The organism is Tenacibaculum sp. IB213877 (assembly GCF_034043975.1).
GTDB lineage: Bacteria > Bacteroidota > Bacteroidia > Flavobacteriales > Flavobacteriaceae > Polaribacter.
In genome coordinates, this window is record NZ_JAXCHH010000008.1 from 104175 (window position 1) to 128464 (window position 24290).

Consider the following 24290-nt stretch of genomic DNA (forward strand, 5'->3'; position numbering starts at 1 on the left):
TATATTGAGGATTATGAAGATAAATACTATTTTTTGTTTTCAGTTATTTGTCTTTGTGCTAAGGTTTACTGTGGGGATTTTTACAATTTCAAAAGTAGCCGATGCTAATTTTACCTTACCGTGGGTTTCTTCAATTTTTTTACCGATGAGTTCGTTTAAAAGATGCTTAGTGTATCTTCTTTTTTTATAATCTACAATATAACGTAGATTAAATTGCATCCAATTATCGGTCATAGTGATAGCTAATGTTGGATTAACCTGAGCATCTTCTATATAATATTTATCAACTACTTTTTTCCAGTTGGCAATAGATTCTGAAACATACTGAGAAAGATTTTCTGTTGCAATTTGAATGATAATTGATTTTGCGAGCTCAACATCTGAACCATAACGAATAGGAAGGTTGAATTCATCCCACACAAAAGGAAAATCCTGAGAGTAATTGTATACCGGTCCTTTAAAAACAAAAGCATTGCTTAGCTTAACAATTCTTCCGCTATAATTATCGCTTGATACCCATTCGCCAATTTCCATCATGGTGGTATAAATGCTATCAATATCTATTACATCGCCTTTTATTCCGTTGATTTCTATTCTGTCTCCAGGTTTATAAACTCTTACCAAAAAAATATAAAAAGAACCTGCAATACTAAGGATCAGTTCTTGTAAGGTGATGGTGATACCTGCGGTTAATAAGCCAATGGCAAGTCCCAGGTCTTTGATGCTTCCCGTAAAATAAGATATGGAAATAAGTAAGATGATGAAGTACCCAAGAAATTCAATTCCTTTTTGTGATTTGTATCGTAAAGAAGTGTCTGGGAGTTTTTTTCTTAAATAGCGACGTAAAATAACTACTATAGAAATAACCAAAGCCACATATAGCAAATACTTTAGAAAGCTAGTGAAAGTAGGATATTGTAACATCCAATCTTTTATTTCTGTTAAAGTATTCATATTTGGTAGTTAGCTGTTAGCTAATTTAACTGAAATTAATTTAATTCGGAACTAAGGGAGAACAAAAAAACCTCGCCATTGGCGAGGTTTTAATTTATATGTAAATATTTTTTAAGCTTCTGCTTCCATATAATCTTCAATAGGATTACAAGAACAAACTAAGTTTCTGTCTCCATAAGCATCATCCACTCTTCGTACAGAAGGCCAGAATTTATTATCTGCAATGTATTCTAATGGGAAAGCAGCTTGTTTACGGGTGTAAGGTAACGTCCACTCATCCGAAGTTAACATTTCTTGTGTATGAGGAGCATTTTTCAATACGTTGTTAGTATCATCTTTGGTTGCTGCATCAATTTCTTTTCTAATAGAAATAAGCGCATCACAAAAACGATCTAACTCAGCTAAACTTTCACTTTCAGTTGGCTCAACCATAATGGTTCCTGCTACAGGGAATGAAACTGTTGGAGCATGAAAACCGTAGTCCATTAAACGTTTTGCAATATCAACTACTTCAATTCCGTTTTCTTTAAAAGCACGACAATCTAAAATCATTTCATGTGCAGCACGTCCCATTTCACCGGTATACAAGGTTTTAAAATGACCTTGTAAACGCTCTTTCATATAATTAGCGTTTAAAATAGCATACTTGGTAGCATTGGTTAATCCATCAGCACCCAACATGGTAATGTATCCGTAAGAAATTAAACACGCTAATGCAGAACCCCAAGGTGCTGCAGAAATTGCTGTAACAGCATTTTCTCCACCAGTTGAAACTACAGGGTTGGTTGGTAAAAACGGAACTAATTGAGGAGCCACACAAATTGGTCCAACTCCAGGTCCGCCACCTCCATGAGGAATCGCAAAGGTTTTGTGTAAGTTTAAGTGACAAACATCAGCGCCAATAGTAGCAGGATTGGTTAATCCTACCTGTGCGTTCATGTTAGCACCATCCATATATACTTGTCCGCCATTATCATGAATAATTTGCGTAATTTCTTTAATGGCTTTTTCGTATACTCCGTGAGTAGAAGGGTAAGTAACCATTAAAGCCGCTAAATTATCTTTATGTTTCTCAGCTTTTTCACGTAAATCAGCAACATCAATATTCCCTTTATCATCGGTTTTAGTAACAACCACTTTCATACCTGCCATAACTGCTGATGCAGGATTGGTACCGTGTGCAGAAGCAGGAATTAAACAAATGTTTCTGTGAGAATCTCCATTGGCTTCATGATACGCTCTAATCACCATTAAACCAGCAAATTCACCTTGTGCACCCGAATTTGGTTGCAATGAAGTTGCTGCAAAACCAGTTACTACGTTTAGTTGATGTTCTAAATTTTTTAATACTGTTTGATATCCTTCAGCTTGATGTAAAGGAACAAAAGGGTGAATATTTCCCCACTGCGGATTACTCAAAGGTAACATTTCAGAAGCTGCATTTAACTTCATGGTACATGAACCTAATGAGATCATAGAGTGGTTTAACGCTAAATCTTTACGTTCTAATTTTTTGATATAACGCATCATTTCTGTTTCAGAATGATACGTGTTGAATACTTCATTGTCTAAGAAAGAAGTATTTCTTTTTACGTTTTGTGGAATTACATCTTCTGAAACAAATTCAGTAACAATAATATCTTTAATATTGAAAGCTTGCTCAAAACAATCAACAATTGCGTTGATTTCATTTAAATCAACTGTTTCGTTTAATGAAATAGAAACATGATTTTTATCAACGTAATTAAAGTTAATTCCTTTTGATTCTGCTATCGGACGTAAAATAGCTGCTTCAACTTCAATTAATAACGTATCAAAATACGATGTGTTTTTGTTGATGAAGCCTAATCTGTTCAACGAAGCTGCTAATGTTGTTGTTGCAGTGTGAACTTTGTTAGCAATAAATTCAATTCCGTTTTTTCCGTGATATACAGCATACATTCCTGCCATTACCGCTAACAATACTTGTGCTGTACAAATGTTAGAAGTAGCTCTTTCGCGTTTAATATGTTGCTCACGTGTTTGTAAAGCCATACGAAGTGCGCGACCGCCATCTGTATCTTTGGTAACACCAATAATACGACCCGGAATACTACGTTTGTATGCGTCTTTGGTAGCAAAATATCCGGCGTGTGGACCTCCATAACCTAACGGAATTCCGAAACGTTGCGTAGTACCTACCACAACATCTACACCAAATTCACCTGGTGCTTTTAAAACTGCCAATGATAAGATATCAGCAGCAACGGCTACTTTTATTTCTTTTTCGTTTGCTTTTGTAACGAAATCAGAATAATCAAAAACTTGACCGTGTTTACCCGGGTATTGTAAAATAGCGCCAAAGAAATCATCAGCAAAATCAAATTTTGTATGATCACCTACCACTAATTCAATTCCGATAGGAATAGCACGTGTTTGTAATACCGATAATGTTTGTGGTAAAATTTCTTCAGAAATAAAGAATTTATTAGCTCCGGCTTTCTTTTTAGCTCTTTCTCTAACATCAAATAATAATGCCATAGCTTCAGCAGCTGCGGTTCCTTCATCTAATAAAGAAGCATTTGCCAATTCCATCCCTGTTAAATCGCAAACCATAGTTTGGTAGTTTAACAACGCTTCTAAACGTCCTTGAGCAATTTCTGCTTGGTAAGGAGTATAAGCTGTATACCATCCTGGGTTTTCTAAGATATTACGTTGAATAACACTTGGTAGTATAGCTTCGTGGTATCCTAAACCAATGTAGCTTTTAAAAACTTTGTTTTTAGCACCTAGTTGGTTAATGTGATTTAAGTATTCGTACTCACTCATAGCAGGAGCTAAACTTAACTCATTGCCTAAGCGAATATCATCTGGAATTGTCTCGTAAATCAATTGATCTAAACTCTCAACTCCAATTGCTTTTAACATAGTTTCTTGCTCATTAGAACGAGGTCCTATATGGCGTAATTGAAACGAATTTGTATTCATTTTGTGTTGTCTGTTATTTTGTGGTTCAAAAATAATGAAATTACAAGAGTTTTTATGCTTCTAAAATGTAATTTATTAACCGTTTTGAATGGTTATTAACAAAAGATTACTTTTGCTGCGTGAAGTATTTTAAATCCTTTTTTGATTTTTATATCAACTCCAGCATTCATGTTGCCTTAGCGGTGTATGCTTTAGTACGAATAACCGAGCTGTATTTTGGCTTACCTTACAATGAACCGTTAGATTATTTTATTTTCTATGGAAGCATTACGGGGTATAATTTTGTAAAGTACGCAGGGGTTGCTAAACTGCATCATAGAAGTTTGACTAAAAACTTACGATTGATACAAATATTTTCTTTGATCTGTTTTGTGTTGATGGTGTATTACGGAGTTCAAATACAATTCTCCACTTTACTCTGGTTTTTACCTTTTGGGTTGTTAACGTTGTTTTACGCAATTCCTTTTTTAAACGGATTGTCTAAAAACTTAAGAAATATAGCTTCACTTAAGATTTTAGTAATTGCGTTAGTTTGGGCAGGAACCACGGTTTTAGTACCAATAATAAATGCTGAAAAATTAATTGATTCAAAAGTAATCTTACATTTTATTCAAAGATTGTTATTTGTAATTGTACTTACACTTCCGTTTGATATTAGAGACTTACAGTTTGATAAAAAAGATCTGCAAACCATTCCGCAGTTAATAGGAATTGAACGTGCAAAAAAGTTCGGATTTATTCTATTAGGATTAACAATGTTAATCGAGTTTTTTATCACACCCAATACAGATTTTAAAACGGCCTTTTTAATTGTGTTTTTTGTGTTGTTAGTGCTTTTACAACGAGCAAAAAGAAAACAAACAAAATACTATGCTTCATTTTGGATTGAAGCAATACCTATTTTTTGGTGGATACTTCTTTTAATTATTGTTAAAAATTAGGTTGTTTTTTAATGATTTTTCAATCAAAATATTCATAAAAATCTAATTATGTAAAAGCATAATTTTATAGAAAATAAAATAGGGTATCTGTAAAAAGCTTTGTATTTTTCGAGTGTGAAATCAGTTTTTCAATTATGGCTAAACCTGAAAGAAACTATATTTTCGATTTTGACAGCACTTTAACAAGGGTTGAAGCTTTGGATGTGTTAGCAGAAATCACCTTAACTAACCATCCGAAGAGAGAAGAAATAGTTCAAGAAATTGTAAATATTACTAATTTGGGCATTGACGGTGAAATTTCATTTTCTCAATCATTAGAAAGACGCATTAAATTATTAAATGCTAAAAAGTCTGACTTAGATGTGTTGACAACAGAATTAAAAAAACATGTATCTGCTTCAATAGAAAGAAATAAAGAGTTTTTTGAGAAATTTTCAGAAAATATTTATGTAATTTCAGCGGGATTTAAAGAGTTTATTGACCCCATTGTTGCTCAATACAATATTCCTTCGGAAAGAGTTTTTGCCAATACATTTGAGTTTAATGGTAATGACGAAATTATTGGATTTGATCGTGAAAATGTGTTGTCTGTCCATGATGGAAAAATACAGTGCTTACGCAATTTGAATTTAAAAGGAGAGATTCAAGTTATAGGAGATGGTTATAGCGATGCAGTAACAAGAAAAGCAGGTGTTGCAGATAAGTTTTTTGCTTTTACAGAAAATGTAACCAGAGAAAAAACGATTAAAAATGCCGATTATATCACTCCAAATTTAGACGAATTTTTATATATCAACGATTTGCCAAGAAATATATCATACCCAAAAAACCGTATCAAGATTTTACTGTTAGAAAACGTGCATCCTGATGCGTTAGAGAAATTTACCAAAGACGGATTTAGCGTTGAAACCATTTCTAGAAGTTTATCAGAAGAAGAATTAATAGAAAAGTTACAAGATGTTCATGTTCTCGGAATCCGATCTAAAACGCAAGTAACTAAAAAAGTAATTGAAAACGCACCAAAATTATTAGTGGTTGGAGCTTTTTGTATCGGTACAAAACAAATTGATTTGGAGGCTTGCAAAGAAAACGGAATTGTGGTTTTTAACGCTCCATACAGCAACACCCGTTCGGTGGTTGAATTAGCAATTGGAGAAATTATTATGCTAATGCGTAGTGTTTTTCAGCGTAGTACAGAGTTGCATAAGGGACAGTGGAATAAAACGGCACAAGGTTCAAGAGAAGTTCGCGGTAAGAAGCTTGGAATTGTAGGTTACGGTAATATTGGTAAACAATTATCGGTTTTAGCGGAAGCTTTAGGGATGGATGTGTATTACTATGATGTTGAAGATAAATTAGCCTTGGGGAATGCAACTAAAATGAACTCGTTGTCAGATTTATTATCAATTTCTGATGTAGTAACATTGCATATTGATGATAATTCGTTGAATAAAAACTTCATTGGAGAAAAAGAAATATCTCAAATGAAAGATGGAGCGCACTTAGTAAACCTTTCTCGCGGATTTGTTGTGGATATCAAAGCATTGGTTGAAGCATTAAAATCTGGAAAGTTAGCAGGAGCTGCAGTAGATGTTTATCCTGAAGAACCAAGAAAAAATGGTGAATTCTATACAGAATTAAAAGGATTACCCAATGTGATTTTAACGCCACATGTAGGAGGAAGCACAGAGGAAGCACAAAGAGATATTGCTGATTTTGTTCCAGGTAAAATTATGGCATATATCAATTCAGGAAATACAGTTGATGCGGTAAACTTTCCAAATATTCGTTTGCCAAAACAGCAAAATGCACATCGTTTTTTACATATTCACAGGAATGTACCTGGAATTATGGCTAAGATTAATAAGCAATTGGCTAAGTATGAGTTGAATATTACAGGTCAATATTTATCTACGGATGCAAAAGTAGGATATGTAATTACAGATGTCGATAAAGAATACAATCAAGATGTCATTACCAAATTAAAAGAAGTAGAAGGAACGATAAGATTCAGAGTATTATATTAATAAAAAAGCCAGTATATACTGGCTTTCTTTATTTTAAAGAATCTATATTTGATTGTATTGACCATGCAAAATCTAACATCAATCTATTTTTAAATATTGAGTCTTTATAACTCAAATATCTATCTCCAATATAATCTGGAGAATCATAACCGTTTGAAGGTTTACCGTTAGTGTGAACAGCAGCTGCCATATGACAACTCATACAGTTTGAGGTAGCACCAAGGTTTGTTGCTATTTTTGTACCGCTATTTTCTACATAACTCATTTTTGTGTTGAACACATTAGTGCCAAAACCAGATTCTAAATAAGGATTAAAGCCAACAACAATTTCACCTTCATTTTTACCCCCAATATAAGGTTGTGCAGGAATAACCATTGAGTAAGCAATGTCCATGGCATAATGGCTTGCAGCTTTTGATAATCCAATACCATTTTTAGAGGATGCGATATCATCTGAACTAGGAATAGATGGAGTTAAAGGCATTGGAGACCACCAAAATGTTTGCCATACCCAACGTTTAATTTCTTTTGTACCCACATGCATACCAACTAGTAACGCAATATCACCAGCCTGAGCTTTTTGGTTGTCATTCGTAATAGTATTTTCACTATTGTATGAATCAGCTAATGTTTGGTCTATTTTAAAATGGATAAAGTCATTTAAATAGTAAGTGTTATCTTCATTCTTATCATTACAGTTATAATCTAATCTTCCATTTGGATTTGATTTGTTTTCTTTAGTGTTAACATGAATACAAGACTTCCATTCTTTTTCAGGGTAACCGCTATTTTTATATTCTGGCCCATGCCATGCAGCCATGGTATAAACTCCTTCTTTTGATAACTTATCTTGAGTCAAAACTTTGTATACAGGTTTTATGGTAATAGCTTCATCAGGAAACTCTGGAACTTGACTATATTCTCCTTTTTGGAATTTTTTTAAAGTTGAAATGTAAAAGATTTTATTGTCTACAGCATATTTCTCTGCTGCTTCATTATAGGCTACAATTTCAACAATGTCAGTATCATCAAAATTAGTTTGTTTGATTTTAGCATGACTAAATTGATTAGGTTTTTTGAATTTTATTCCAGATACCATGTTTTTTTCCGGATGATTCATCTTTTCTAATATCTGAGCCGGACTTGACCATGTTTGATAACGTAATTTGTCATTTGCAACAGGTGTGGTCAAATGTTTCCATATATACCAACTATGTTTATACATGGCATTAAAATTATTGTTTGCTATCCACTTATTAATAGTTGTGGAATCTGAAGGGTATTGATAATTTTCTACAAGCGTTTCTTTTTTAGAGTAAACCTCTTTTTTATTCTCTTCATTACAAGAAACTACAATTAGAAAAGAAAATACCAAAGTTAAAAGTTTGATAGTTTTCATAGGTAAATGATTTGATTTCAGTTATAAAATTAAATTTTAAATGAATGAAACTATCTTAAAAAGGTACAAACGATTTTAATTAAGGTATAAGAACACCAAAAGAAGTCATGAAAAGAAATAGGTAAGTTAGAAATAATTATGTTTAGTTTTTTATATTTGAAAACAATCATTTTTTTATTTGATGAACTACCAAAATACGTTAGCATACGCACAACAGTTAGACAAAGAAGATAAGCTTTCTTACTTACGCGATCAATTTCATATTCCAAAAGATAAAAACGGTAACAACTGGTTATATTTTACAGGAAACTCACTCGGATTACAACCGAAACAAACCCAACAATACATTCAGCAAGAATTGGATGATTGGGCTCACTACGGAGTAGAAGGTCATTTTGAGGCTAAAAATCCATGGTTGCCATATCATGAGTTTTTAACTGATAAAATGGCAAAAATAGTTGGTGCAAAACCTATTGAGGTGGTAGTGATGAATACGCTTACAACCAATTTGCATTTGTTGATGGCGTCTTTTTATCAACCTACTAAAACGAAATATAAAATTGTTATTGAAAGTGATGCATTTCCTTCGGATAGATATGCAGTTCAATCGCAATTAAAATTTCATGGTTTTGATGTTGAAGAAGGATTGATAGAATGGAAGCCAAGAGAAGGAGAAGAATTACTTCGAATGGAAGATTTGGAGCAAATTCTGGGTGAACAAGGAGACGAAATTGCGTTGTTGTTGATTGGTGGTGTAAATTATTACACAGGTCAGTATTTAGATTTAAAACGTATTGCCGAATTAGGTCACGCTAAAAATTGTATGGTTGGTATTGATTTGGCACATGGAGCAGGAAATATTCAGCCTAATTTACACGAAAGCGGAGTCGATTTTGCTGCTTGGTGCACCTATAAATATTTAAACTCTGGCCCCGGTAGTTTAGCAGGATTGTTTGTGCACGAAAAACATGCCTATAATAAAGATTTACCACGTTTTGCGGGTTGGTGGAATCATAATAAAGAAACACGTTTTAATATGCGTCAACCGTTTGACGTAATGCCTGGAGCAGAAGGTTGGCAATTAAGTAACCCGCCAATTTTATCCATGGCAGCGATTAGAGCTTCGTTAGATATGTTTGATGAAGTAGGAATGGACGCTTTGCGAGAGAAATCAGAAAAACTAACAGGCTATTTTGAGTACTTAGTCAATCAAATTGATACCGCCAGCATCAAAATTATTACACCTTCAAATCCAAAAGAAAGAGGTTGTCAATTATCAATTCAGGTAATCAATGCCGATAAAAGTTTACATCATCAATTAACTGAAAATAATGTAATTACCGATTGGCGCGAACCAGATGTAATCCGTTGTGCACCGGTACCGATGTATAACAGTTTTGAAGATGTGTATAGAATGGTTGAGATTTTAAAAGGATTATTATAGCGTCAAGCTGAATTTATTTCAGCTTCTCATAAAATTTGTCATTCCTGCGTAGGCAGGAATCTAAAAACTAGAAATAAAATAATAAGATTCCGAAACAAGTTCGGAATGACAGGAAAAATAAATGAACAAAAAAGATAAAATACTAATTATAGGAGCGGGTTTATGCGGAAGCTTATTAGCGCTTCGTTTAGCTCAAAGAGGATATAAAGTTGAAATGTACGAGAGTCGTCCCGATTTACGAAAAGTAGATATTTCGGCAGGACGTTCTATCAACTTAGCACTTTCCGATCGCGGATTCAAAGCATTGCGTTTAGCAGGTGTTGAAGATAAAGCTAAAGAGTTATGTATTCCTATGTACGGACGTTTAATTCATGATGTTGAGGGTAATACCTTTGCTTCTAATTATTCGGGTAGACAAGGTGAATATATCAATTCTATTTCTCGTCAAGATTTAACGGCGTTGTTGTTAGACGAAGCCGAAAAACACGAAAATGTAAATGTTCATTTTAATAATAAATGTACTTCGGTAGATATTGAAAATACGGTAGCACATTTTAAAAGTTACGATACTCAAGAAAAATTTTCGGTAGATGCCGATATCATTTTTGGTACTGACGGAGCAGGATCTGTGTTGCGTAAAAGCTATTACTTAGAAAAGAAATTTTTGTTTAGCTTTTCGCAAAACTATTTGACTCACGGATACAAAGAATTAGAAATTCCAGCAGCTGCTAACGGAAAACATCAAATCAGTAAAGATTATTTACACATTTGGCCTCGTGGACAATATATGTTAATCGCTTTACCAAATATGGACGGAAGTTTTACCGTTACCTTATTTTTAGGTCATGAAGAAGGAGAATATAACTTCAAAGAGTTAGATTCCGAAGAAAAAATAAAAGCATTTTTCCAGAAGCAATTTCCAGATGCTTTAGCACTGATACCAAATATTGCAGAAGAATTTGCTAACAATCCAACCGGAGCCTTGGGAACTATAAAATGCTCGCCTTGGCATTATCAAAATAAAACCATGTTACTTGGTGATGCAGCCCATGCGGTGGTACCGTTTTACGGACAAGGAATGAATGCGTCTTTTGAAGATGTTTGGGTGTTAGATAGTGTGTTGAATGAGTTTGAAGGAGACTGGGGAACCGTTTTCAAAGAGTATGAAAAAGCGCGTAAACAAGATGCTGATGCTATTGGTGATTTAGCTGTAGAAAACTATTTTGAAATGCGAGATCACGTGGCAAACCCTATTTTTAAAGAGAAACGAAAAATTGAAATGGAGTTGGAAAAAAACTATCCAACGCAATATTTTTCAAAGTATTCATTGGTTACTTTCAATGAAGATATAGGCTATCATGAAGCCATGAAAAGAGGTCGTGCACAAGACAAGGCATTGTTGAATTTAGTGGCTCATCACGATTTTGATGGAGTTAAAGATTTAAACCAAATATTTCAAAAGGTAACAGAAGAAACCAACGAAATACTAGAAGAAGATAAAATAGCAGGATTGAAGTAAGCACACTCTAACCCTCCCAAAGGGAAGGGGTGAGCAAGAGTATATTAATTGAACTCTTATTTCCCGAATTTGAGTTCCTCCCCTTTGGGGAGGTTAGGAGGGGCTTATAATGAAAACATACATCGTTTTATTAAGAGGAATCAATGTTTCAGGGAAAAACAAACTCCCCATGGCAGAATTACGTCAACTTTTAAAAGATGAAGGTTTTCAAAATGTACAAACCTATATCCAAAGCGGAAATATTGTGGTAGCATCTCAAAAGAATAAAGATGAAGTAACCCAAAGTATTCACCAAGTTATTAAAAATACATACGGATATGAAGTTCCGGTTTTAGTAAAAACTGTTCAAGAATGGCAAAAAGCAATTGATAATAATCCGTTTAAAGCCGTTGAAGAAAAGCAACAGTATTTTACGTTTTTAAGTCAAAAGCCTTCACAAGTAACCATTGAAGTTGATGCCAAAGAGGATGAGTTTAAGTTGATCGATGAGGTAGTATATGTAAATGCTGTAGGAGGATATGGATCCACAAAACTAAATAACAATTTTTTTGAAAATAAATTAAAAGTCAGTGCAACCACACGTAATTTAAAAACTACGTTAAAGTTGTTTGAAATGGCTAAAGTGTAAAATATGTCATTCCAGCGAAGGCAGGAATCAAGTAATAAAAACTCTAATAACCCAATTATGAGTTCCTCCCCTTGGGGAGGTTAGGAGGGGCTTAATTATGGAAAAAATAGTAACACCAAGAGGCGCTTATCCACATGTAAAAGTGGTGGGAGATTTCATTTTTGTATCAGGAACTAGTTCTCGTAGACCAGACAATACTATTGCTGGTGTAGAATTGATTGATGAAATGAATACTAAAAAACTAGATGCTGAGGTACAAACGAGAGAAGTTTTAAAAAACATAGATAGAAATCTACAAAAAGTAGGAGCAAGTTTAAAAGATGTGGTAGATGTTACTACGTTTTTGGTAAACATGAACGATTTTGCAGGTTATAACAAAGCCTATGCAGAGTTTTTTGACAAAGAAACCGGACCCACACGTACTACAGTTGCAGTACATCAATTACCACACCCAGATTTGGTAGTTGAGATAAAAGTAACGGCTTATAAAAAAGAATAGTATATAGATTATTTTCAAAATGAAGAAGATAATAGAGAAACCATATATTGCGTTTTTGGCATTAATTCCGATAATAATTTCAATAGGATTATTAAACAAGGATAAAGTTTTTGATATAAATGTACATGATATATATTTTGTCATTACTAGAATTCATTTGTCAATTTTTATTTCTTTTTTGTTTTTATTAATAAGTCTTGGTTATTGGGTCATTGTAGTATTTAAAAGAAGGTTGTTTAGATGGTTAACGATTATTCATTTGATAATTACTTATGGAAGTTTACTTTTTATTTTTATAATATCAATAGATATAAGAAATCAATATAATCCAGAAAGTTATGATTTGTCAGATCAAAATATGTTATTAACATTTGGAGTAATTATATTTTTATTTGGACAAATATTTTATTCAATTAATATTTTATTAGCTTTATTAAGGAGAAAAAATTAATGAAAATCCAAAACTATATAAACGGAGAATTTGTAAATCCAATCCAAAATCTGTGGGTTGATAATTACAATCCATCTATTGGCGAGGTATATGGTCAAATTCCCAATTCAACCCAAGAAGACGTAGAAAAAGCGTATCAATCGGCTAAAGAAGCTTTTCCTGCTTGGTCAAATACTACCTTGGCAGAAAGAAGTAAAATTCTTTCTAACATAGCTCGTTTAATCGAACAGAAATTAGATGTCTTAGCGGAAGCAGAAGCTAAAGATAATGGCAAACCTTTAAGTTTAGCCAAAGCAATTGATATTCCGAGAGCGTCGTCAAACTTTCAGTTTTTTGCAGATGCCATTACGCAGTTTTCATCAGAGGCTCATGAAAGTGTTGGATTAGGCGCGATGAATTTTACGTTGCGTCAACCTATTGGAGTGGTCGGTTGTATTTCTCCTTGGAATCTACCTCTATACTTATTCACTTGGAAAATCGCACCAGCAATTGCTGCCGGTAATTGTGTGGTAGCAAAACCTAGTGAAGTTACGCCAATGACAGCGTATTTATTGGGTGAAATTTGTAACGAAGCGGGTCTTCCAAAAGGTGTTTTAAACATTGTTCATGGATTAGGAACTACCACAGGACAAGCTATCGTAGAGCATCCAAATATCAAAGCAATTTCATTTACAGGAGGAACTAAAACAGGCGCGCACATTGCACGTGTGGCTGCTCCAATGTTTAAAAAGTTGTCGTTGGAATTAGGAGGAAAGAATCCGAATATCATTTTTGCCGATTGTAATTATGAAGATATGTTGACAACAACGGTTCGTTCCTCGTTTGCAAATCAAGGTCAGATCTGTTTATGTGGAAGCCGAATTTTTGTTGAGCAATCTATCTACGAGAAATTCAAAAAAGATTTTGTTCAAAAAGTATCAGAATTAATAATCGGAAATCCGTTTGAAGCTAATACAAATATAGGTGCTTTAGTTTCTAAAGAACATCTACAGAAAGTAAAATCATACATTGATATTGCAGAACAAGAAGGAGGAAAAATCTTATATGGAGGTGACAGAGTCACTATCAAGAATTGCGAGAATGGTTATTACTTGCAGCCAACAGTTATAGAGGTAAAAAGTAATCAGTGTAAATTAAATCAAGAAGAAATATTTGGTCCGGTAGTAACCATCATGCCTTTTACTTCGGAAGAAGAAGTATTAGCAATGGCAAATGATGTTACTTACGGGTTGTCCTCAACATTATGGACAAACAACTTACAACGAACTATGCGAATGAGTAAAAATTTGCATACCGGAATTGTTTGGGTAAACACATGGCTCTTACGTGATTTAAGAACTCCGTTTGGTGGACAAAAAGCAAGTGGAGTAGGGCGTGAAGGAGGTTTTGAAGCTTTACGTTTCTTTACCGAACCAAAAAATGTTTGTATAAAATATGAATAAGAACCAAGATGAGAGAACAAAGAGAAAAGACAATAGTCTTGATTCTTGTTTCTTGATTCTTTTATCTTAAAAAAATGAATTTAAACTTAGAAAATAAAAACGCATTAGTGTGCGGAAGTACACAAGGAATAGGTAAGGCAACAGCAATAGCATTGGCAAAAGAAGGTGTAAATGTAACGTTGGTTGCTCGTAATGAAGAAAAATTGAAAGCCGTTTTAACAGAAGTAAGAGAAGCTTGTCAGTTCGAGCGTAGTCGAGAACAATGTCATGGGTATTTGGTAGCAGATTTTACCAATCCAACAGCACTTAAAGAGGTTTTAGAAAAGCATGGAACAAAGTTTCATATTTTAATTAATAACACAGGAGGTCCAGCAGGAGGTCCTGCTCTCAATGCAACTTTAGATGAGTTTGAGCGTGCCTTTACCATGCATTTAAAATGTAATCATGTGTTAGTGCAAGCGGTTGTTCCGTTTATGAAAGAAGAAAACTATGGTAGAATTATCAATATTATTTCTACTTCTGTAAAACAACCTTTAGACGGATTAGGAGTATCAAATACTATCCGTGGTGCGGTGGCAAATTGGAGCAAAACATTAGCCAATGAATTAGGTCAATTTGGTATCACGGTAAACAATGTGTTACCAGGAGCTACGGCTACTGAGCGTTTAAATGAAATCATCAATAATAAAGCTACAAAAACAGGAAAACCAGCCGAAGAAGTAGAGCAAGCAATGAAAAATGCTATTCCAGCTAAAAGATTTGCGCAACCAGAAGAAACTGCTAGTGCGGTTACTTTTTTAGCAAGTGAACGCGCAAGTTATATCAACGGAATTAACTTACCTGTTGATGGAGGTAGAACAAAATCTTTGTAACTTTATAGAGTTTTCGTCATTACGAGGAAGAATGACGAAGTAATCTCAAATTCGAAAACAGATTGCGAAGCAAACATAAGTTTGCTTCGCAATGACAAAAAATTTATATAAAATGAGCAAATTAGTACAACCTTTAAACTTTAAGAAGTGGATTGATGATAACCGTCATTTACTAAAACCACCGGTAGGAAACAAATGTGTTTGGGATAACGGCGAGTATATTGTGATGGTTGTTGGTGGACCGAATAGTAGAAAGGATTATCATTATAATGAAACTCCGGAATTTTTCTATCAATTAGAAGGAGATATGGTGTTGAAAATCATTGATGATGAAGGAAAAATGGTTGATGTAGCAATTAATGAAGGAGATATTTATTTATTACCTGGAGGAGTACCCCATTCACCTCAAAGAAAAGCAAATACAGTTGGTTTGGTAATTGAATATCCACGTTCTGAAGGAATGATGGATGCATTAGAATGGTATTGTGAAAACTGCGGAAATCAGTTATACAGAGAAGAATTTGCTTTGGATAATATTGAAACCGATATGCCAATTATTTTTGATAAGTATTATTCTGATAAAGAAAAATGCACGTGTTCAGAATGTGGAACGGTAATGGAGCCTCCTAAAAAAATAAAATAATTTGTCATTCCTGCCTTCGCAGGAATCTCATAATAAATAAAAATTAAACATTAAAAAGATTCCCGTGTACTCGGGAATGACAAACAAAATGAAAAAACGCAAACTACGTATAAACGGACATTCACATCTGCTACCATATCCAGAGGAGATTCCATCTTTTATGAAAGATAAAGGTATTTTTTGGGTAGATAAAGATCGAAAATATATGCTTCAAAAAGATTGGAGTCGTCCTGTAACTGATTCTAGTTTCTTTTTAGACGAGAAACTAGCGTGGATGGAGCATTTTAAAATTGACCACGCGGTAGTTTTAAACCTTTCTCAACTCTATGGAAATGGATTACGCTTGGAAGAAATGAAACAAGCGTTGCGTTTTCAAAACGATTTTAATGCACGTGTGCAACACAATCATTCTGATAAATTTACGTGCGGATTTGTAGTGCATCCTGGGTTTGTTCGTGGTGCATGTTGGGAAATTGAACGCTGTGTTGAGGTGCTAGGTATGCGTTTACTGTGTTTGCCAACTCACTATATGGATACCATTGGTACATGGCGTTGTATTTTTGATGAAGAGAATGAACCTATTTTTGAATTAGCAGATAAATACAATTTAGCAGTTGAAATTCATCCGTATGACGGAGAAAAATTCATCAAGTTAGAAAATACCAGTTGGCGTTTTCATTTGATTTGGATGCTGGCACAATGTGCAGACGCATATCATTTTTTAACGTTGAATGGCTATTATGATAAATATCCAAATATGCGCGTTTGTTTTGCACATGGAGGTCAGTTAGCACAAATGAATTTAGGTCGTCGTATTCAAGGTTTTGATGGTCGTCCAGATTTATTTGAAGGAAAAGTACATCCGCGTAAAGCAGTAGGACATAAAAATATTTTCTTTGATACGTTGGTACATGATACGGGTTCTTTGGATTTATTGATTAAAAATCAAGGGGCAAAACAAGTGTTGATTGGATTGGATGATCCGTATCCATTAGGAGAGATGGAAAGTGAAAAACAATCGTCTTATCCGGGTAAAATTTTGGATTTAGCTATTGATAGAAAAATTATAACCGAACAAGAAAAAGATGAAATGTGGGAAGATAATGTATTACAATGGTTATTTGGAAATGATGAAAAATCAAAACAAGAATTGATAAATAAAATACTAGGATAAAAAAGCCTCAGAATACCTGAGGCTTTTTGGGTTATATGTCTCGTCCTAAAATATGTTATTTAAAAGTAGTTGAAACATTGATAGCTACTTCACTCCATGTTTTTGAAACACCATCTGGTCCTGTATGTAATTCTTTACAAGCAACGTTTAATGAATCTACTGCATTTTGAGCATTCCAATTCACTACATCCATAGTGGTATTCATCGTAAATTTTTTTCCATCAATAGTATAATTGAAAGGTAATTTTTGAGTAATGCCATTCATGGTAAATTCAGCAGTTCCTTTTGATTCATCTTCTAACTGTAATTTACCTGTTAAACTCAACGTATTTTCCATCACTTGAAAAAAGAATTTTTGAATTTTAAAGTTTCTGCTCGCATCGTTCGTTTCAATTGAACTCACAGGAATAGAAAATTCTGCTCCATTAATAGCATCTTTTAAAGTTTCTGCTTCACCTCCAGAGGTAATGTTTAATTTGTTGAATTGTCCTTTTACAGGAACTTTTTCTGTAGTTTTATAAGCAGTGAAACCAACTATAGTTTCAGCCTCTTTTAAAGAATAAGCTGCTTTTTTTGCTGTAGTAGTTTCGGTTTCTTTTTTTGCTTCCGTTTTACATGATGTTACCTGTAATGTTAGACAGAACACAGTAGCTAAGGTCAGTAATTTTTTCATTAAGATTTTATTTTAAAATTGAATTAACTAGTTTTATATACTCTTTTTTTGCTTCTTCTTCACTCATACCTTTGAGTTGTATCCATGCATTAAATTTGAAAGCACTTCTATAATCCTGTTCAATTGCATTAAAAGAAAAATTATCTCCTTTTGTAGCCTGTTTGTAATATGCATATAGGCGCAATAAGATATCTGGGGGAAAAGAAGATTGCTCTGTTGCAGATGCTTTTTCAAAAGCTTCTTTAAATTGCTTATCTAAATCACTCGTCATTTGTTACATAAAATAATGCACATACAAATATACAAAGGGCGCAAGGAAAAACAAACTATCTAGTCTATCTAATAAACCACCATGACCTGGCATTATAGTACCACTATCTTTAACATTTGCTTGTCTTTTAAATTTACTTTCAACCAAATCACCCATAGTACCAAACACAGAGACAATGGTAGCGATTATAATCCAATCTCCAATGGTAAATAATGCAGAATACTTTCCTATGATAAATCCTATAATTATAGAAAAGATTAAGCCTCCTATAAAGCCTTCAATGGTTTTTTTTGGTGAAATTCTTTCAAAAAGTTTCCTTTTTCCAAAGTTTTTACCCACTATGTAAGCAAAACTATCATTAGTCCAAATAATTAAAATGATATAAATAATTAAATTAGGATGATATTCTTTATTAAGAAAAGGTAATAAGGTTAAAAAGAAAAAGGGTAAAACTAAATATTCTATTTGTACTATAAGAGTTGTTAATTTTGATTTAGATGTGAGTTTTTCTGAAAATAAATCAATCAATAATTTAACTGCACTAAAAAGAGTTACTAAAAGTATAATCCAAGTTTTACTAATAGTTGGTCTTTCAACAAAAACAAATGCACTGCATAACCCAAGTAATAGATAGGGAATATAGCTTTTGTAGTTGATTATTTTGGAAAATTCCCAAATACAAATTCCGGCAAATAAAGTGATTAAGCCAATGTATGTTTCTGCTGAAAAAAGAATGGCAAAAAGAAATATGCCGGCATATACTATTGCTGAAATACTTCTTGTAATAAAATTTTCCATTTGTTATAGATCTTCAAAGAGCAACAAATATAAATTTTTTGAATTACTGTTTCCGTAATCTAAAAAACTATCTTCATCTTTTTTTGCTGAATAGTTTTTAATAGCACTAATATTTGTGGGAATGTTACCACTAAAATGAGTTTTTATTCCTGTAAGTCCTTCACCTGTATTTTTTACTAACTGACTTGTAGTTGCGTATACAATGAAGTTTTGTGAAAACTCTGATAGTTTACGACTTCCTAATTGATGAGAAGAAAATAAAATATCTCCATTACTGGCTATTAAATGTTCACAAGTAGTAAAAAAAGGAATAGAATTACTGAATTTTTTTAAAGCGACAGCATTTGTTTTTTCTATGACTTTTAATAAATCTATATCTGAACATACAATATTTTTCCAATCATTCTCTAAAAGAATATGATTTAAATGTTTGGCAACTTCATCAATTTTGGTACAATACAAAAATTTACCTCCTTTATTAATAAAGTTGTGTACAAATGAATCATCAAGAGATAAATGCACAGGTTGTGCTTTTATCTCTTTATCTAATTGTGAATCTTTATAATTTTTAAATAACTTTTTAAAAAAATTCATTAAAGTAAGGGAACTTAAACTATTCTTTTGAATTATCTATTTCTTCTGTACTGTTTTCCTTTAGGGCTTCTTCTTTTTCAAAAGGTCTTTTACCAAAAATTTCAATTAAATCATCTTTAAATATAACTTCTTTTTCCAGTAATTTTTCTGCTAAAACAGTAAGTTTATCTCTATTTTGATCTAAGATTTCAATGGCTCTTTTATATTGACTTTCAATAATTTTAGAAATTTCTTCATCAATTTTTTTAGCTGTTTCTTCACTATAAGGTTTTACAAAGGAATCGTTTCCTGAAGAATCATAATAAGTAACATTACCTACTTGATCGTTCAACCCGTATACAGTAACCATAGCACGAGCCTGTTTTGTTACTTTTTCCAAATCGCTCAAAGCACCAGTAGAAATTTTATCAAACATTAATTTTTCTGCAGCTCTACCACCCATAGTAGCACACATTTCATCTAACATTTGTTCTGTTTGAACAATTTTTCTTTCTTCCGGAAGATACCAAGCAGCACCTAATGACTGACCTCTTGGAACAATAGTCACTTTTACTAAAGGAGCAGCATGTTCTAACATCCAGCTAACGGTAGCGTGACCAGCTTCATGAAATGCAATTACTTTCTTCTCTTTTGGTGTAATTACTTTATTTTTCTTTTCTAAACCGCCAACAATTCTATCTACAGCATCTAAAAAGTCTTGATGGTGAATTGCACTTTTATTATTTCTTGCAGCAATTAAAGCAGCTTCGTTACACAAGTTAGCAATATCAGCACCAGAAAAACCTGGGGTTTGTTGTGCTAAGAAATCTAAATTAACATCATCAGCTAATTTTAAAGATTTAATATGAACTTCAAATATTTCTTTACGTTCGTGTAAATCTGGTAGATCAACATAAATCTGACGATCAAATCTACCCGCACGCATTAATGCTTTATCTAAAACTTCTGCACGGTTTGTCGCTGCTAATACAATTACATTTGTGTCAGTACCAAAACCATCCATTTCAGTTAATAATTGGTTTAAGGTGTTTTCTCTTTCGTCATTAGCTCCTGTCATACTGTTTTTACCGCGAGCTCTACCAATGGCATCAATTTCATCAATAAAGATGATTGAAGGTGATTTTTGTTGTGCTTGTTTAAACAAATCACGAACACGCGATGCACCTACACCAACAAACATTTCTACAAAATCAGAACCAGATAAAGAGAAGAATGGTACACCAGCTTCACCAGCAACAGCTTTTGCTAGTAAGGTTTTACCCGTTCCTGGAGGACCTACTAATAAAGCACCTTTAGGAATTTTACCTCCTAACTTGGTATATTTATCAGGATTTTTTAAGAAATCTACAATTTCTTGTACTTCTTCTTTTGCACCTTCTAAACCTGCTACATTTTTAAAAGTAGTTTTGACCTTTGTGTTTTCATCAAAAAGTTTAGCACGAGATTTTCCAATATTAAAAATCTGTCCGCCTGCACCACCTGCACTACCAGCACCAGACATTCTGCGCATAAAGAATAACCAAATACCAATTAGTAAAATGAAAGGCAAAAAGCTAATGATAGTATCCATTAAACTGGTTCTTTCAATATTGGTAATATCAAAATCTAAATTATTTTGTGTTTTTTCTTGCTGAATTTCTTTTTCAAAATTTTCTTGATTCCCAAAATTATAGGTGTACAAAGGAGAGCTTTTTCTGTAAAAAGGTGAGTTTACTAAGTCTTTGTATTCTTCTTTTTTAATAGCATCTTCTTTTATAAAAATTTGGGCTACACTGTTGTTTTCTACAACTATTTTTTTAATATCGTTAGCTTTTAAAACTTTAATGAATTCATTTTTAGAAATACTTCTAGAAGCTAAGTCACCTGAGTTAAAAACTTGTAAAACAATAAAAAATAGAATGATTGGAATATAAATCCAGTAGGAACTAAATGTAAATTTTGGCGTGTTTTTTTTCTTATCGCTCATAAATATGTGTCGAATTAATTAGGTTGTTAAGCAGGATTTATTTCGGTTATTATAGCATCTCCCCAAAGACTTTCTATATCATAAAACTCTCTGACACTTTTTTGAAAAATATGAACTACAACATTTACATAATCCATAAGTACCCATTCAGAATTTCCAGTACCTTCAATGTGCCAAGGCTTGTCTTTAAGTTCTTTACTTACTACTTTTTGTACAGCGCCAGAAATAGCGTTAACCTGCGTATTAGAGTTTCCTGAGCATATTACAAAGTAATCACAAACGGTGTTGTCAATATCTCTTAAATCAAGCAATTGAATATCTTCACCCTTTACATCATCTATTCCTTTAATAATTGCTGCAATTAAATCGTCTGTACTAGCTTGTTTTTTTGTCATTAAAAAAAATTAAATTTTAGCAAAGTTATTACTTTTTTGTGAGTAATTTACGTAATATTGAAATGAGTTCATACAATATTACACCATGAAAATAATCAAACTTAGTGCCATTGATTCTACCAATTCTTTTTTGAAAAAAATAGCATTAAATACTACTATTGATGACTTTACAGTGGTAATTGCAGAAAGTCAAAACAAAGGTAGAGGGCAGATGCATGCTAAATGGTTTTCAGAAAGCGGTAAAAACTTGACATTTAGCATGTTTTGTAAGGTTGGAGCTCTAGACCCTGAACATCAAAAGTATTTGAATTTTGCAGTTAGTTTAAGTGTTTTTGAAGCTTTACAAGCCTTAAAACTGCCAAAATTGGCTATTAAATGGCCTAACGACATAATGTCAGCAAACAAAAAGGTATGTGGTATTTTAATAGAGAGCTCAATAAAAGGAGGAAGGATAGCTAACGCAGTAATAGGGGTAGGATTGAATGTTAATCAAACTAATTTCCCAAAAGAGCTTCCGAATGCATCTTCTTTAAAATTGATTATGAATAAGAATTATAATTTAGAAGAAGTTCTTTATCTAATAGTTGATCGGTTAAAAATGAATATTAATTTGGTTAAAGAAAATTCTTTTTCTGAATTAGAAAAAAGATATTTAAATGTTTTGTATAAAAAAAACGTTCCGAGTATGTTTAAAACTGCTCAAAACGTTTTGTTTTTAGGTAAAATTATTGGAGTTAGTAAAATTGGAAAACTCCAAATTGAATTGGAAAATGAAACTGTTGAAGAATTTGATCTTAAAGAAGTTTCTTTTGCCTAATTTTATAACTTTTCTAAATTTTCTGTCAATGTTTCAATAAACTTGGTCAATGGTTTTTTAACCATCATTGCCATCATTGGATTAAAGCTACTTTCAAATTTTAATTGAACTTTACTTTCATTTTCAGCAACTTCATCAATATTTGCAGCTAAAGTAAATGGTAATTTACTACTTGCAGCACCAAGAGTTACATTACTATATTCAGTTTTTTCTTTCATTACTAATCTAATTTCCGGCATTCCTTTCAGTCCAAAAATAAAAGACTCTCCATCTACTTCAAATTTTTCTTTTTCTTCTGGCATTAACTGCTCAAAATTTTCAAGATTAGTTAAAAACTCATATAAATCTTTAGCTGATTTTTTTACTGTAATAGTATTTCCTTCAATATTCATTTTAAATATAATTTGTATTAGTAATGCCGAATCAAAAATGTTGCCATTATTGTTTCCACTGGCTAGGGTTCATTCTCCAATCTTCTAAAGTTCTTAATTCTTCACTATTAATGTATTTACTATCTAAAGCTTGTTCAAGTAAAAACTCATAATTGCTTAAGGTAGTAAGCTCAATATTATTTTTAGTGAAATTTTCTGTAGCTTCATTAAAACCATATGAAAAAATAGCAATCATACCTTTTACAGTAGTATTAGCATCTTTTAAGGCTTTAACAGCATTTAAACTACTTTTACCCGTACTGATAAGATCTTCAATAACTACTACATTTTGACCACTTTCTAAATGGCCTTCAATTTGGTTTTGTCTACCATGTTTTTTGGGTTCTGGACGCACATATACAAATGGTACTCCTAATTCTTGTGCTACAAGCACACCTATTGCAATAGCACCTGTGGCAACACCAGCAATTACATCTGGTTTTCCGTGTTTTTCTTCTACTAATTTAGCAATTTGTTCTTTTAAAAAATTACGTACCGGAGGGTATGATAAAGTAATTCTATTATCACAATATATAGGAGATTTCCATCCGGAAGCCCATGTAAAAGGAGTACTTGGGTTTAATTTTATAGCTTTTATTTGTAAAAGAAGCTCAGCAGTTTTTTTTGCCGTATCTTTGTTTAAACTCATAGCGCAAATGTATAAAGTTTTTGTGAATGATAAGCCGATTATTTTAACATCTTCTTTACAAAAAGAAGAGAATTTTCCAGTTTATATTTTTAAAAACGCTTCTATTAATGAAATCCTTTACCGGTTAAAATCTGACGACCTACAAGGCATTTATCTTTATTCAACTAATTTACTTAATGATTGGGAAGTTTTCTGCAAAAATTTTAGAGTTATCACAGCTGCTGGTGGTTTGGTACTTAATACAGATAAAGAAATTTTATTTATTTACAGAGGAAATAAATGGGATTTACCTAAAGGACGTATTGAAAAAGGAGAGAGTATAGAAGAAACCGCTGTGAGAGAAGTTGAGGAAGAATGTGGTATAACAAATTTGGTTTTAGATAGATTTTTACTAAAAACATACCATATATTTTACATGGATAATGAAACTCGACTCAAAGAAACTTATTGGTATTTAATGAAGTCTGATTACCAAGGTGAATTAGTACCGCAAGAAGAAGAAGGAATTACAGAAGTAGTTTTTAAAAATGAAGAAGAAATACAAAAAGCTTTTTTAAATACCTATGCAAACATACAAATGGTGTATAAAGCGTATTTAACTAAATAAACTTTTAGTTTTGTGACAGTCTGTCATAAAACTTCTTTAATACTTCACTATTTCTGCCAAAATTTAGTCAAAAAACCGTTGGCACACACTTTGACTATTTTCTACTCGTAAAATTGAATTAAAAATTTA

General features: G+C 32.8%; 24 protein-coding genes. 13 read left to right on the forward strand and 11 right to left on the reverse strand.

What is annotated here, in order from left to right:
• Positions 1–39: 39 nt before the first annotated feature.
• Together SLH33_RS09890 and gcvP are read right to left on the reverse strand one after the other, a co-directional pair.
• Complete coding sequence (locus SLH33_RS09890) at positions 40–954, reverse strand: mechanosensitive ion channel family protein (protein ID WP_320418931.1); 915 nt, start codon at positions 952–954, stop codon at positions 40–42.
• A gap of 111 nt (positions 955–1065) precedes the next feature.
• The gene (gene gcvP, locus SLH33_RS09895; RefSeq protein ID WP_320418932.1) at positions 1066–3921 is read right to left on the reverse strand and encodes an aminomethyl-transferring glycine dehydrogenase; all 2856 of its coding nucleotides are present in this window, start codon (positions 3919–3921) and stop codon (positions 1066–1068) included.
• A 119-nt stretch (positions 3922–4040) separates the two neighbouring features.
• On the opposite strand from gcvP, the gene SLH33_RS09900 reads away from it, so the two are divergent.
• Entirely contained in the window at positions 4041–4862 is an 822-nt protein-coding gene (locus SLH33_RS09900) for a hypothetical protein (protein WP_320418933.1), read from the forward strand.
• A 134-nt stretch (positions 4863–4996) separates the two neighbouring features.
• Positions 4997–6889, forward strand: coding sequence for a phosphoglycerate dehydrogenase (serA, locus tag SLH33_RS09905; RefSeq protein WP_320418934.1), 1893 nt, complete (start codon positions 4997–4999; stop codon positions 6887–6889).
• Between the two features lie 28 nt (positions 6890–6917).
• Here serA and SLH33_RS09910 read toward each other — a convergent pair whose 3' ends face one another.
• The gene (locus tag SLH33_RS09910) at positions 6918–8288 is read right to left on the reverse strand and encodes a hypothetical protein (RefSeq protein WP_320418935.1); all 1371 of its coding nucleotides are present in this window, start codon (positions 8286–8288) and stop codon (positions 6918–6920) included.
• 181 nt (positions 8289–8469) lie between these two features.
• Here SLH33_RS09910 and kynU point away from each other — a divergent pair, with 181 nt between their 5' ends.
• The 9 genes from kynU to SLH33_RS09955 all read left to right on the forward strand — a co-directional run bounded on the left by kynU (position 8470) and on the right by SLH33_RS09955 (position 16960).
• Positions 8470–9732: a kynureninase gene (gene kynU / locus SLH33_RS09915; protein ID WP_320419003.1), complete on the forward strand. Its 1263-nt coding sequence runs from the start codon at positions 8470–8472 to the stop codon at positions 9730–9732.
• A gap of 121 nt (positions 9733–9853) precedes the next feature.
• Positions 9854–11251: an NAD(P)/FAD-dependent oxidoreductase gene (locus tag SLH33_RS09920; protein ID WP_320418936.1), complete on the forward strand. Its 1398-nt coding sequence runs from the start codon at positions 9854–9856 to the stop codon at positions 11249–11251.
• A gap of 109 nt (positions 11252–11360) precedes the next feature.
• On the forward strand, positions 11361–11879 hold the full coding sequence (locus tag SLH33_RS09925) for a DUF1697 domain-containing protein (RefSeq protein ID WP_320418937.1): 519 nt from the start codon (positions 11361–11363) through the stop codon (positions 11877–11879).
• A gap of 97 nt (positions 11880–11976) precedes the next feature.
• Complete coding sequence (locus SLH33_RS09930; protein ID WP_320418938.1) at positions 11977–12378, forward strand: RidA family protein; 402 nt, start codon at positions 11977–11979, stop codon at positions 12376–12378.
• A 19-nt stretch (positions 12379–12397) separates the two neighbouring features.
• The gene (locus SLH33_RS09935) at positions 12398–12829 is read left to right on the forward strand and encodes a hypothetical protein (protein ID WP_320418939.1); all 432 of its coding nucleotides are present in this window, start codon (positions 12398–12400) and stop codon (positions 12827–12829) included.
• Positions 12829–14271 carry an aldehyde dehydrogenase gene (locus SLH33_RS09940; RefSeq protein ID WP_320418940.1) on the forward strand — a complete coding sequence of 481 codons (1443 nt, stop codon included), beginning with the start codon at positions 12829–12831 and terminating at the stop codon, positions 14269–14271. Before SLH33_RS09935 ends, SLH33_RS09940 begins: the two co-directional genes overlap by 1 nt.
• Positions 14272–14345: 74 nt before the next feature.
• Positions 14346–15143 (forward strand): SDR family oxidoreductase, encoded by a 798-nt coding sequence (locus SLH33_RS09945; RefSeq protein WP_320418941.1) that lies wholly within the window; start codon positions 14346–14348, stop codon positions 15141–15143.
• Positions 15144–15255: 112 nt separating this feature from the next.
• Positions 15256–15786, forward strand: coding sequence for a 3-hydroxyanthranilate 3,4-dioxygenase (locus SLH33_RS09950; protein ID WP_320418942.1), 531 nt, complete (start codon positions 15256–15258; stop codon positions 15784–15786).
• 88 nt (positions 15787–15874) lie between these two features.
• Positions 15875–16960: an amidohydrolase family protein gene (locus SLH33_RS09955; RefSeq protein ID WP_320418943.1), complete on the forward strand. Its 1086-nt coding sequence runs from the start codon at positions 15875–15877 to the stop codon at positions 16958–16960.
• 55 nt (positions 16961–17015) lie between these two features.
• Here the strand turns inward: SLH33_RS09955 and SLH33_RS09960 are convergent, their stop codons facing one another.
• Genes SLH33_RS09960 through rsfS form a run of 6 tightly spaced genes read right to left on the reverse strand, consistent with a single transcriptional unit; the run spans position 17016 to position 21657 of the window.
• The gene (locus tag SLH33_RS09960) at positions 17016–17633 is read right to left on the reverse strand and encodes a YceI family protein (RefSeq protein WP_320418944.1); all 618 of its coding nucleotides are present in this window, start codon (positions 17631–17633) and stop codon (positions 17016–17018) included.
• A gap of 7 nt (positions 17634–17640) precedes the next feature.
• Positions 17641–17904 carry an acyl-CoA-binding protein gene (locus tag SLH33_RS09965; RefSeq protein ID WP_320418945.1) on the reverse strand — a complete coding sequence of 88 codons (264 nt, stop codon included), beginning with the start codon at positions 17902–17904 and terminating at the stop codon, positions 17641–17643.
• Between the two features lie 3 nt (positions 17905–17907).
• Entirely contained in the window at positions 17908–18702 is a 795-nt protein-coding gene (locus SLH33_RS09970; RefSeq protein WP_320418946.1) for a phosphatidate cytidylyltransferase, read from the reverse strand.
• 3 nt (positions 18703–18705) lie between these two features.
• The gene (locus SLH33_RS09975; protein WP_320418947.1) at positions 18706–19296 is read right to left on the reverse strand and encodes a hypothetical protein; all 591 of its coding nucleotides are present in this window, start codon (positions 19294–19296) and stop codon (positions 18706–18708) included.
• A gap of 19 nt (positions 19297–19315) precedes the next feature.
• On the reverse strand, positions 19316–21262 hold the full coding sequence (ftsH, locus tag SLH33_RS09980; protein WP_320418948.1) for an ATP-dependent zinc metalloprotease FtsH: 1947 nt from the start codon (positions 21260–21262) through the stop codon (positions 19316–19318).
• A 26-nt stretch (positions 21263–21288) separates the two neighbouring features.
• Positions 21289–21657 carry a ribosome silencing factor gene (gene rsfS / locus SLH33_RS09985; protein WP_320418949.1) on the reverse strand — a complete coding sequence of 123 codons (369 nt, stop codon included), beginning with the start codon at positions 21655–21657 and terminating at the stop codon, positions 21289–21291.
• 85 nt (positions 21658–21742) lie between these two features.
• Between rsfS and SLH33_RS09990 the strand changes: the two genes are divergently transcribed.
• Positions 21743–22474 (forward strand): biotin--[acetyl-CoA-carboxylase] ligase, encoded by a 732-nt coding sequence (locus SLH33_RS09990; RefSeq protein ID WP_320418950.1) that lies wholly within the window; start codon positions 21743–21745, stop codon positions 22472–22474.
• Positions 22475–22476: 2 nt separating this feature from the next.
• Here the strand turns inward: SLH33_RS09990 and SLH33_RS09995 are convergent, their stop codons facing one another.
• Complete coding sequence (locus SLH33_RS09995; RefSeq protein WP_320418951.1) at positions 22477–22866, reverse strand: SRPBCC family protein; 390 nt, start codon at positions 22864–22866, stop codon at positions 22477–22479.
• Positions 22867–22912: 46 nt separating this feature from the next.
• Positions 22913–23554, reverse strand: a complete 642-nt coding sequence (gene pyrE, locus SLH33_RS10000; protein ID WP_320418952.1) for an orotate phosphoribosyltransferase — start codon at positions 23552–23554, stop codon at positions 22913–22915.
• Between the two features lie 7 nt (positions 23555–23561).
• Here pyrE and SLH33_RS10005 point away from each other — a divergent pair, with 7 nt between their 5' ends.
• Positions 23562–24161 carry an NUDIX hydrolase gene (locus tag SLH33_RS10005; protein ID WP_320418953.1) on the forward strand — a complete coding sequence of 200 codons (600 nt, stop codon included), beginning with the start codon at positions 23562–23564 and terminating at the stop codon, positions 24159–24161.
• Positions 24162–24290: the final 129 nt, after the last annotated feature.

Excerpts from the sequence above, each read along its gene's own strand:
- SLH33_RS09890 (WP_320418931.1), bottom strand. The coding sequence starts at position 954 with ATGAATACTTTAACAGAAATAAAAGATTGGATGTTACAATATCCTACT.
- gcvP (WP_320418932.1), bottom strand. The coding sequence starts at position 3,921 with ATGAATACAAATTCGTTTCAATTACGCCATATAGGACCTCGTTCTAAT.
- serA (WP_320418934.1), top strand. The coding sequence starts at position 4,997 with ATGGCTAAACCTGAAAGAAACTATATTTTCGATTTTGACAGCACTTTA.
- SLH33_RS09910 (WP_320418935.1), bottom strand. The coding sequence starts at position 8,288 with ATGAAAACTATCAAACTTTTAACTTTGGTATTTTCTTTTCTAATTGTA.
- kynU (WP_320419003.1), top strand. The coding sequence starts at position 8,470 with ATGAACTACCAAAATACGTTAGCATACGCACAACAGTTAGACAAAGAA.
- SLH33_RS09920 (WP_320418936.1), top strand. The coding sequence starts at position 9,854 with ATGAACAAAAAAGATAAAATACTAATTATAGGAGCGGGTTTATGCGGA.
- SLH33_RS09925 (WP_320418937.1), top strand. The coding sequence starts at position 11,361 with ATGAAAACATACATCGTTTTATTAAGAGGAATCAATGTTTCAGGGAAA.
- SLH33_RS09930 (WP_320418938.1), top strand. The coding sequence starts at position 11,977 with ATGGAAAAAATAGTAACACCAAGAGGCGCTTATCCACATGTAAAAGTG.
- SLH33_RS09935 (WP_320418939.1), top strand. The coding sequence starts at position 12,398 with ATGAAGAAGATAATAGAGAAACCATATATTGCGTTTTTGGCATTAATT.
- SLH33_RS09940 (WP_320418940.1), top strand. The coding sequence starts at position 12,829 with ATGAAAATCCAAAACTATATAAACGGAGAATTTGTAAATCCAATCCAA.
- SLH33_RS09945 (WP_320418941.1), top strand. The coding sequence starts at position 14,346 with ATGAATTTAAACTTAGAAAATAAAAACGCATTAGTGTGCGGAAGTACA.
- SLH33_RS09950 (WP_320418942.1), top strand. The coding sequence starts at position 15,256 with ATGAGCAAATTAGTACAACCTTTAAACTTTAAGAAGTGGATTGATGAT.
- SLH33_RS09955 (WP_320418943.1), top strand. The coding sequence starts at position 15,875 with ATGAAAAAACGCAAACTACGTATAAACGGACATTCACATCTGCTACCA.
- SLH33_RS09960 (WP_320418944.1), bottom strand. The coding sequence starts at position 17,633 with ATGAAAAAATTACTGACCTTAGCTACTGTGTTCTGTCTAACATTACAG.
- SLH33_RS09965 (WP_320418945.1), bottom strand. The coding sequence starts at position 17,904 with ATGACGAGTGATTTAGATAAGCAATTTAAAGAAGCTTTTGAAAAAGCA.
- SLH33_RS09970 (WP_320418946.1), bottom strand. The coding sequence starts at position 18,702 with ATGGAAAATTTTATTACAAGAAGTATTTCAGCAATAGTATATGCCGGC.
- SLH33_RS09975 (WP_320418947.1), bottom strand. The coding sequence starts at position 19,296 with ATGAATTTTTTTAAAAAGTTATTTAAAAATTATAAAGATTCACAATTA.
- ftsH (WP_320418948.1), bottom strand. The coding sequence starts at position 21,262 with ATGAGCGATAAGAAAAAAAACACGCCAAAATTTACATTTAGTTCCTAC.
- rsfS (WP_320418949.1), bottom strand. The coding sequence starts at position 21,657 with ATGACAAAAAAACAAGCTAGTACAGACGATTTAATTGCAGCAATTATT.
- SLH33_RS09990 (WP_320418950.1), top strand. The coding sequence starts at position 21,743 with ATGAAAATAATCAAACTTAGTGCCATTGATTCTACCAATTCTTTTTTG.
- SLH33_RS09995 (WP_320418951.1), bottom strand. The coding sequence starts at position 22,866 with ATGAATATTGAAGGAAATACTATTACAGTAAAAAAATCAGCTAAAGAT.
- pyrE (WP_320418952.1), bottom strand. The coding sequence starts at position 23,554 with ATGAGTTTAAACAAAGATACGGCAAAAAAAACTGCTGAGCTTCTTTTA.
- SLH33_RS10005 (WP_320418953.1), top strand. The coding sequence starts at position 23,562 with ATGTATAAAGTTTTTGTGAATGATAAGCCGATTATTTTAACATCTTCT.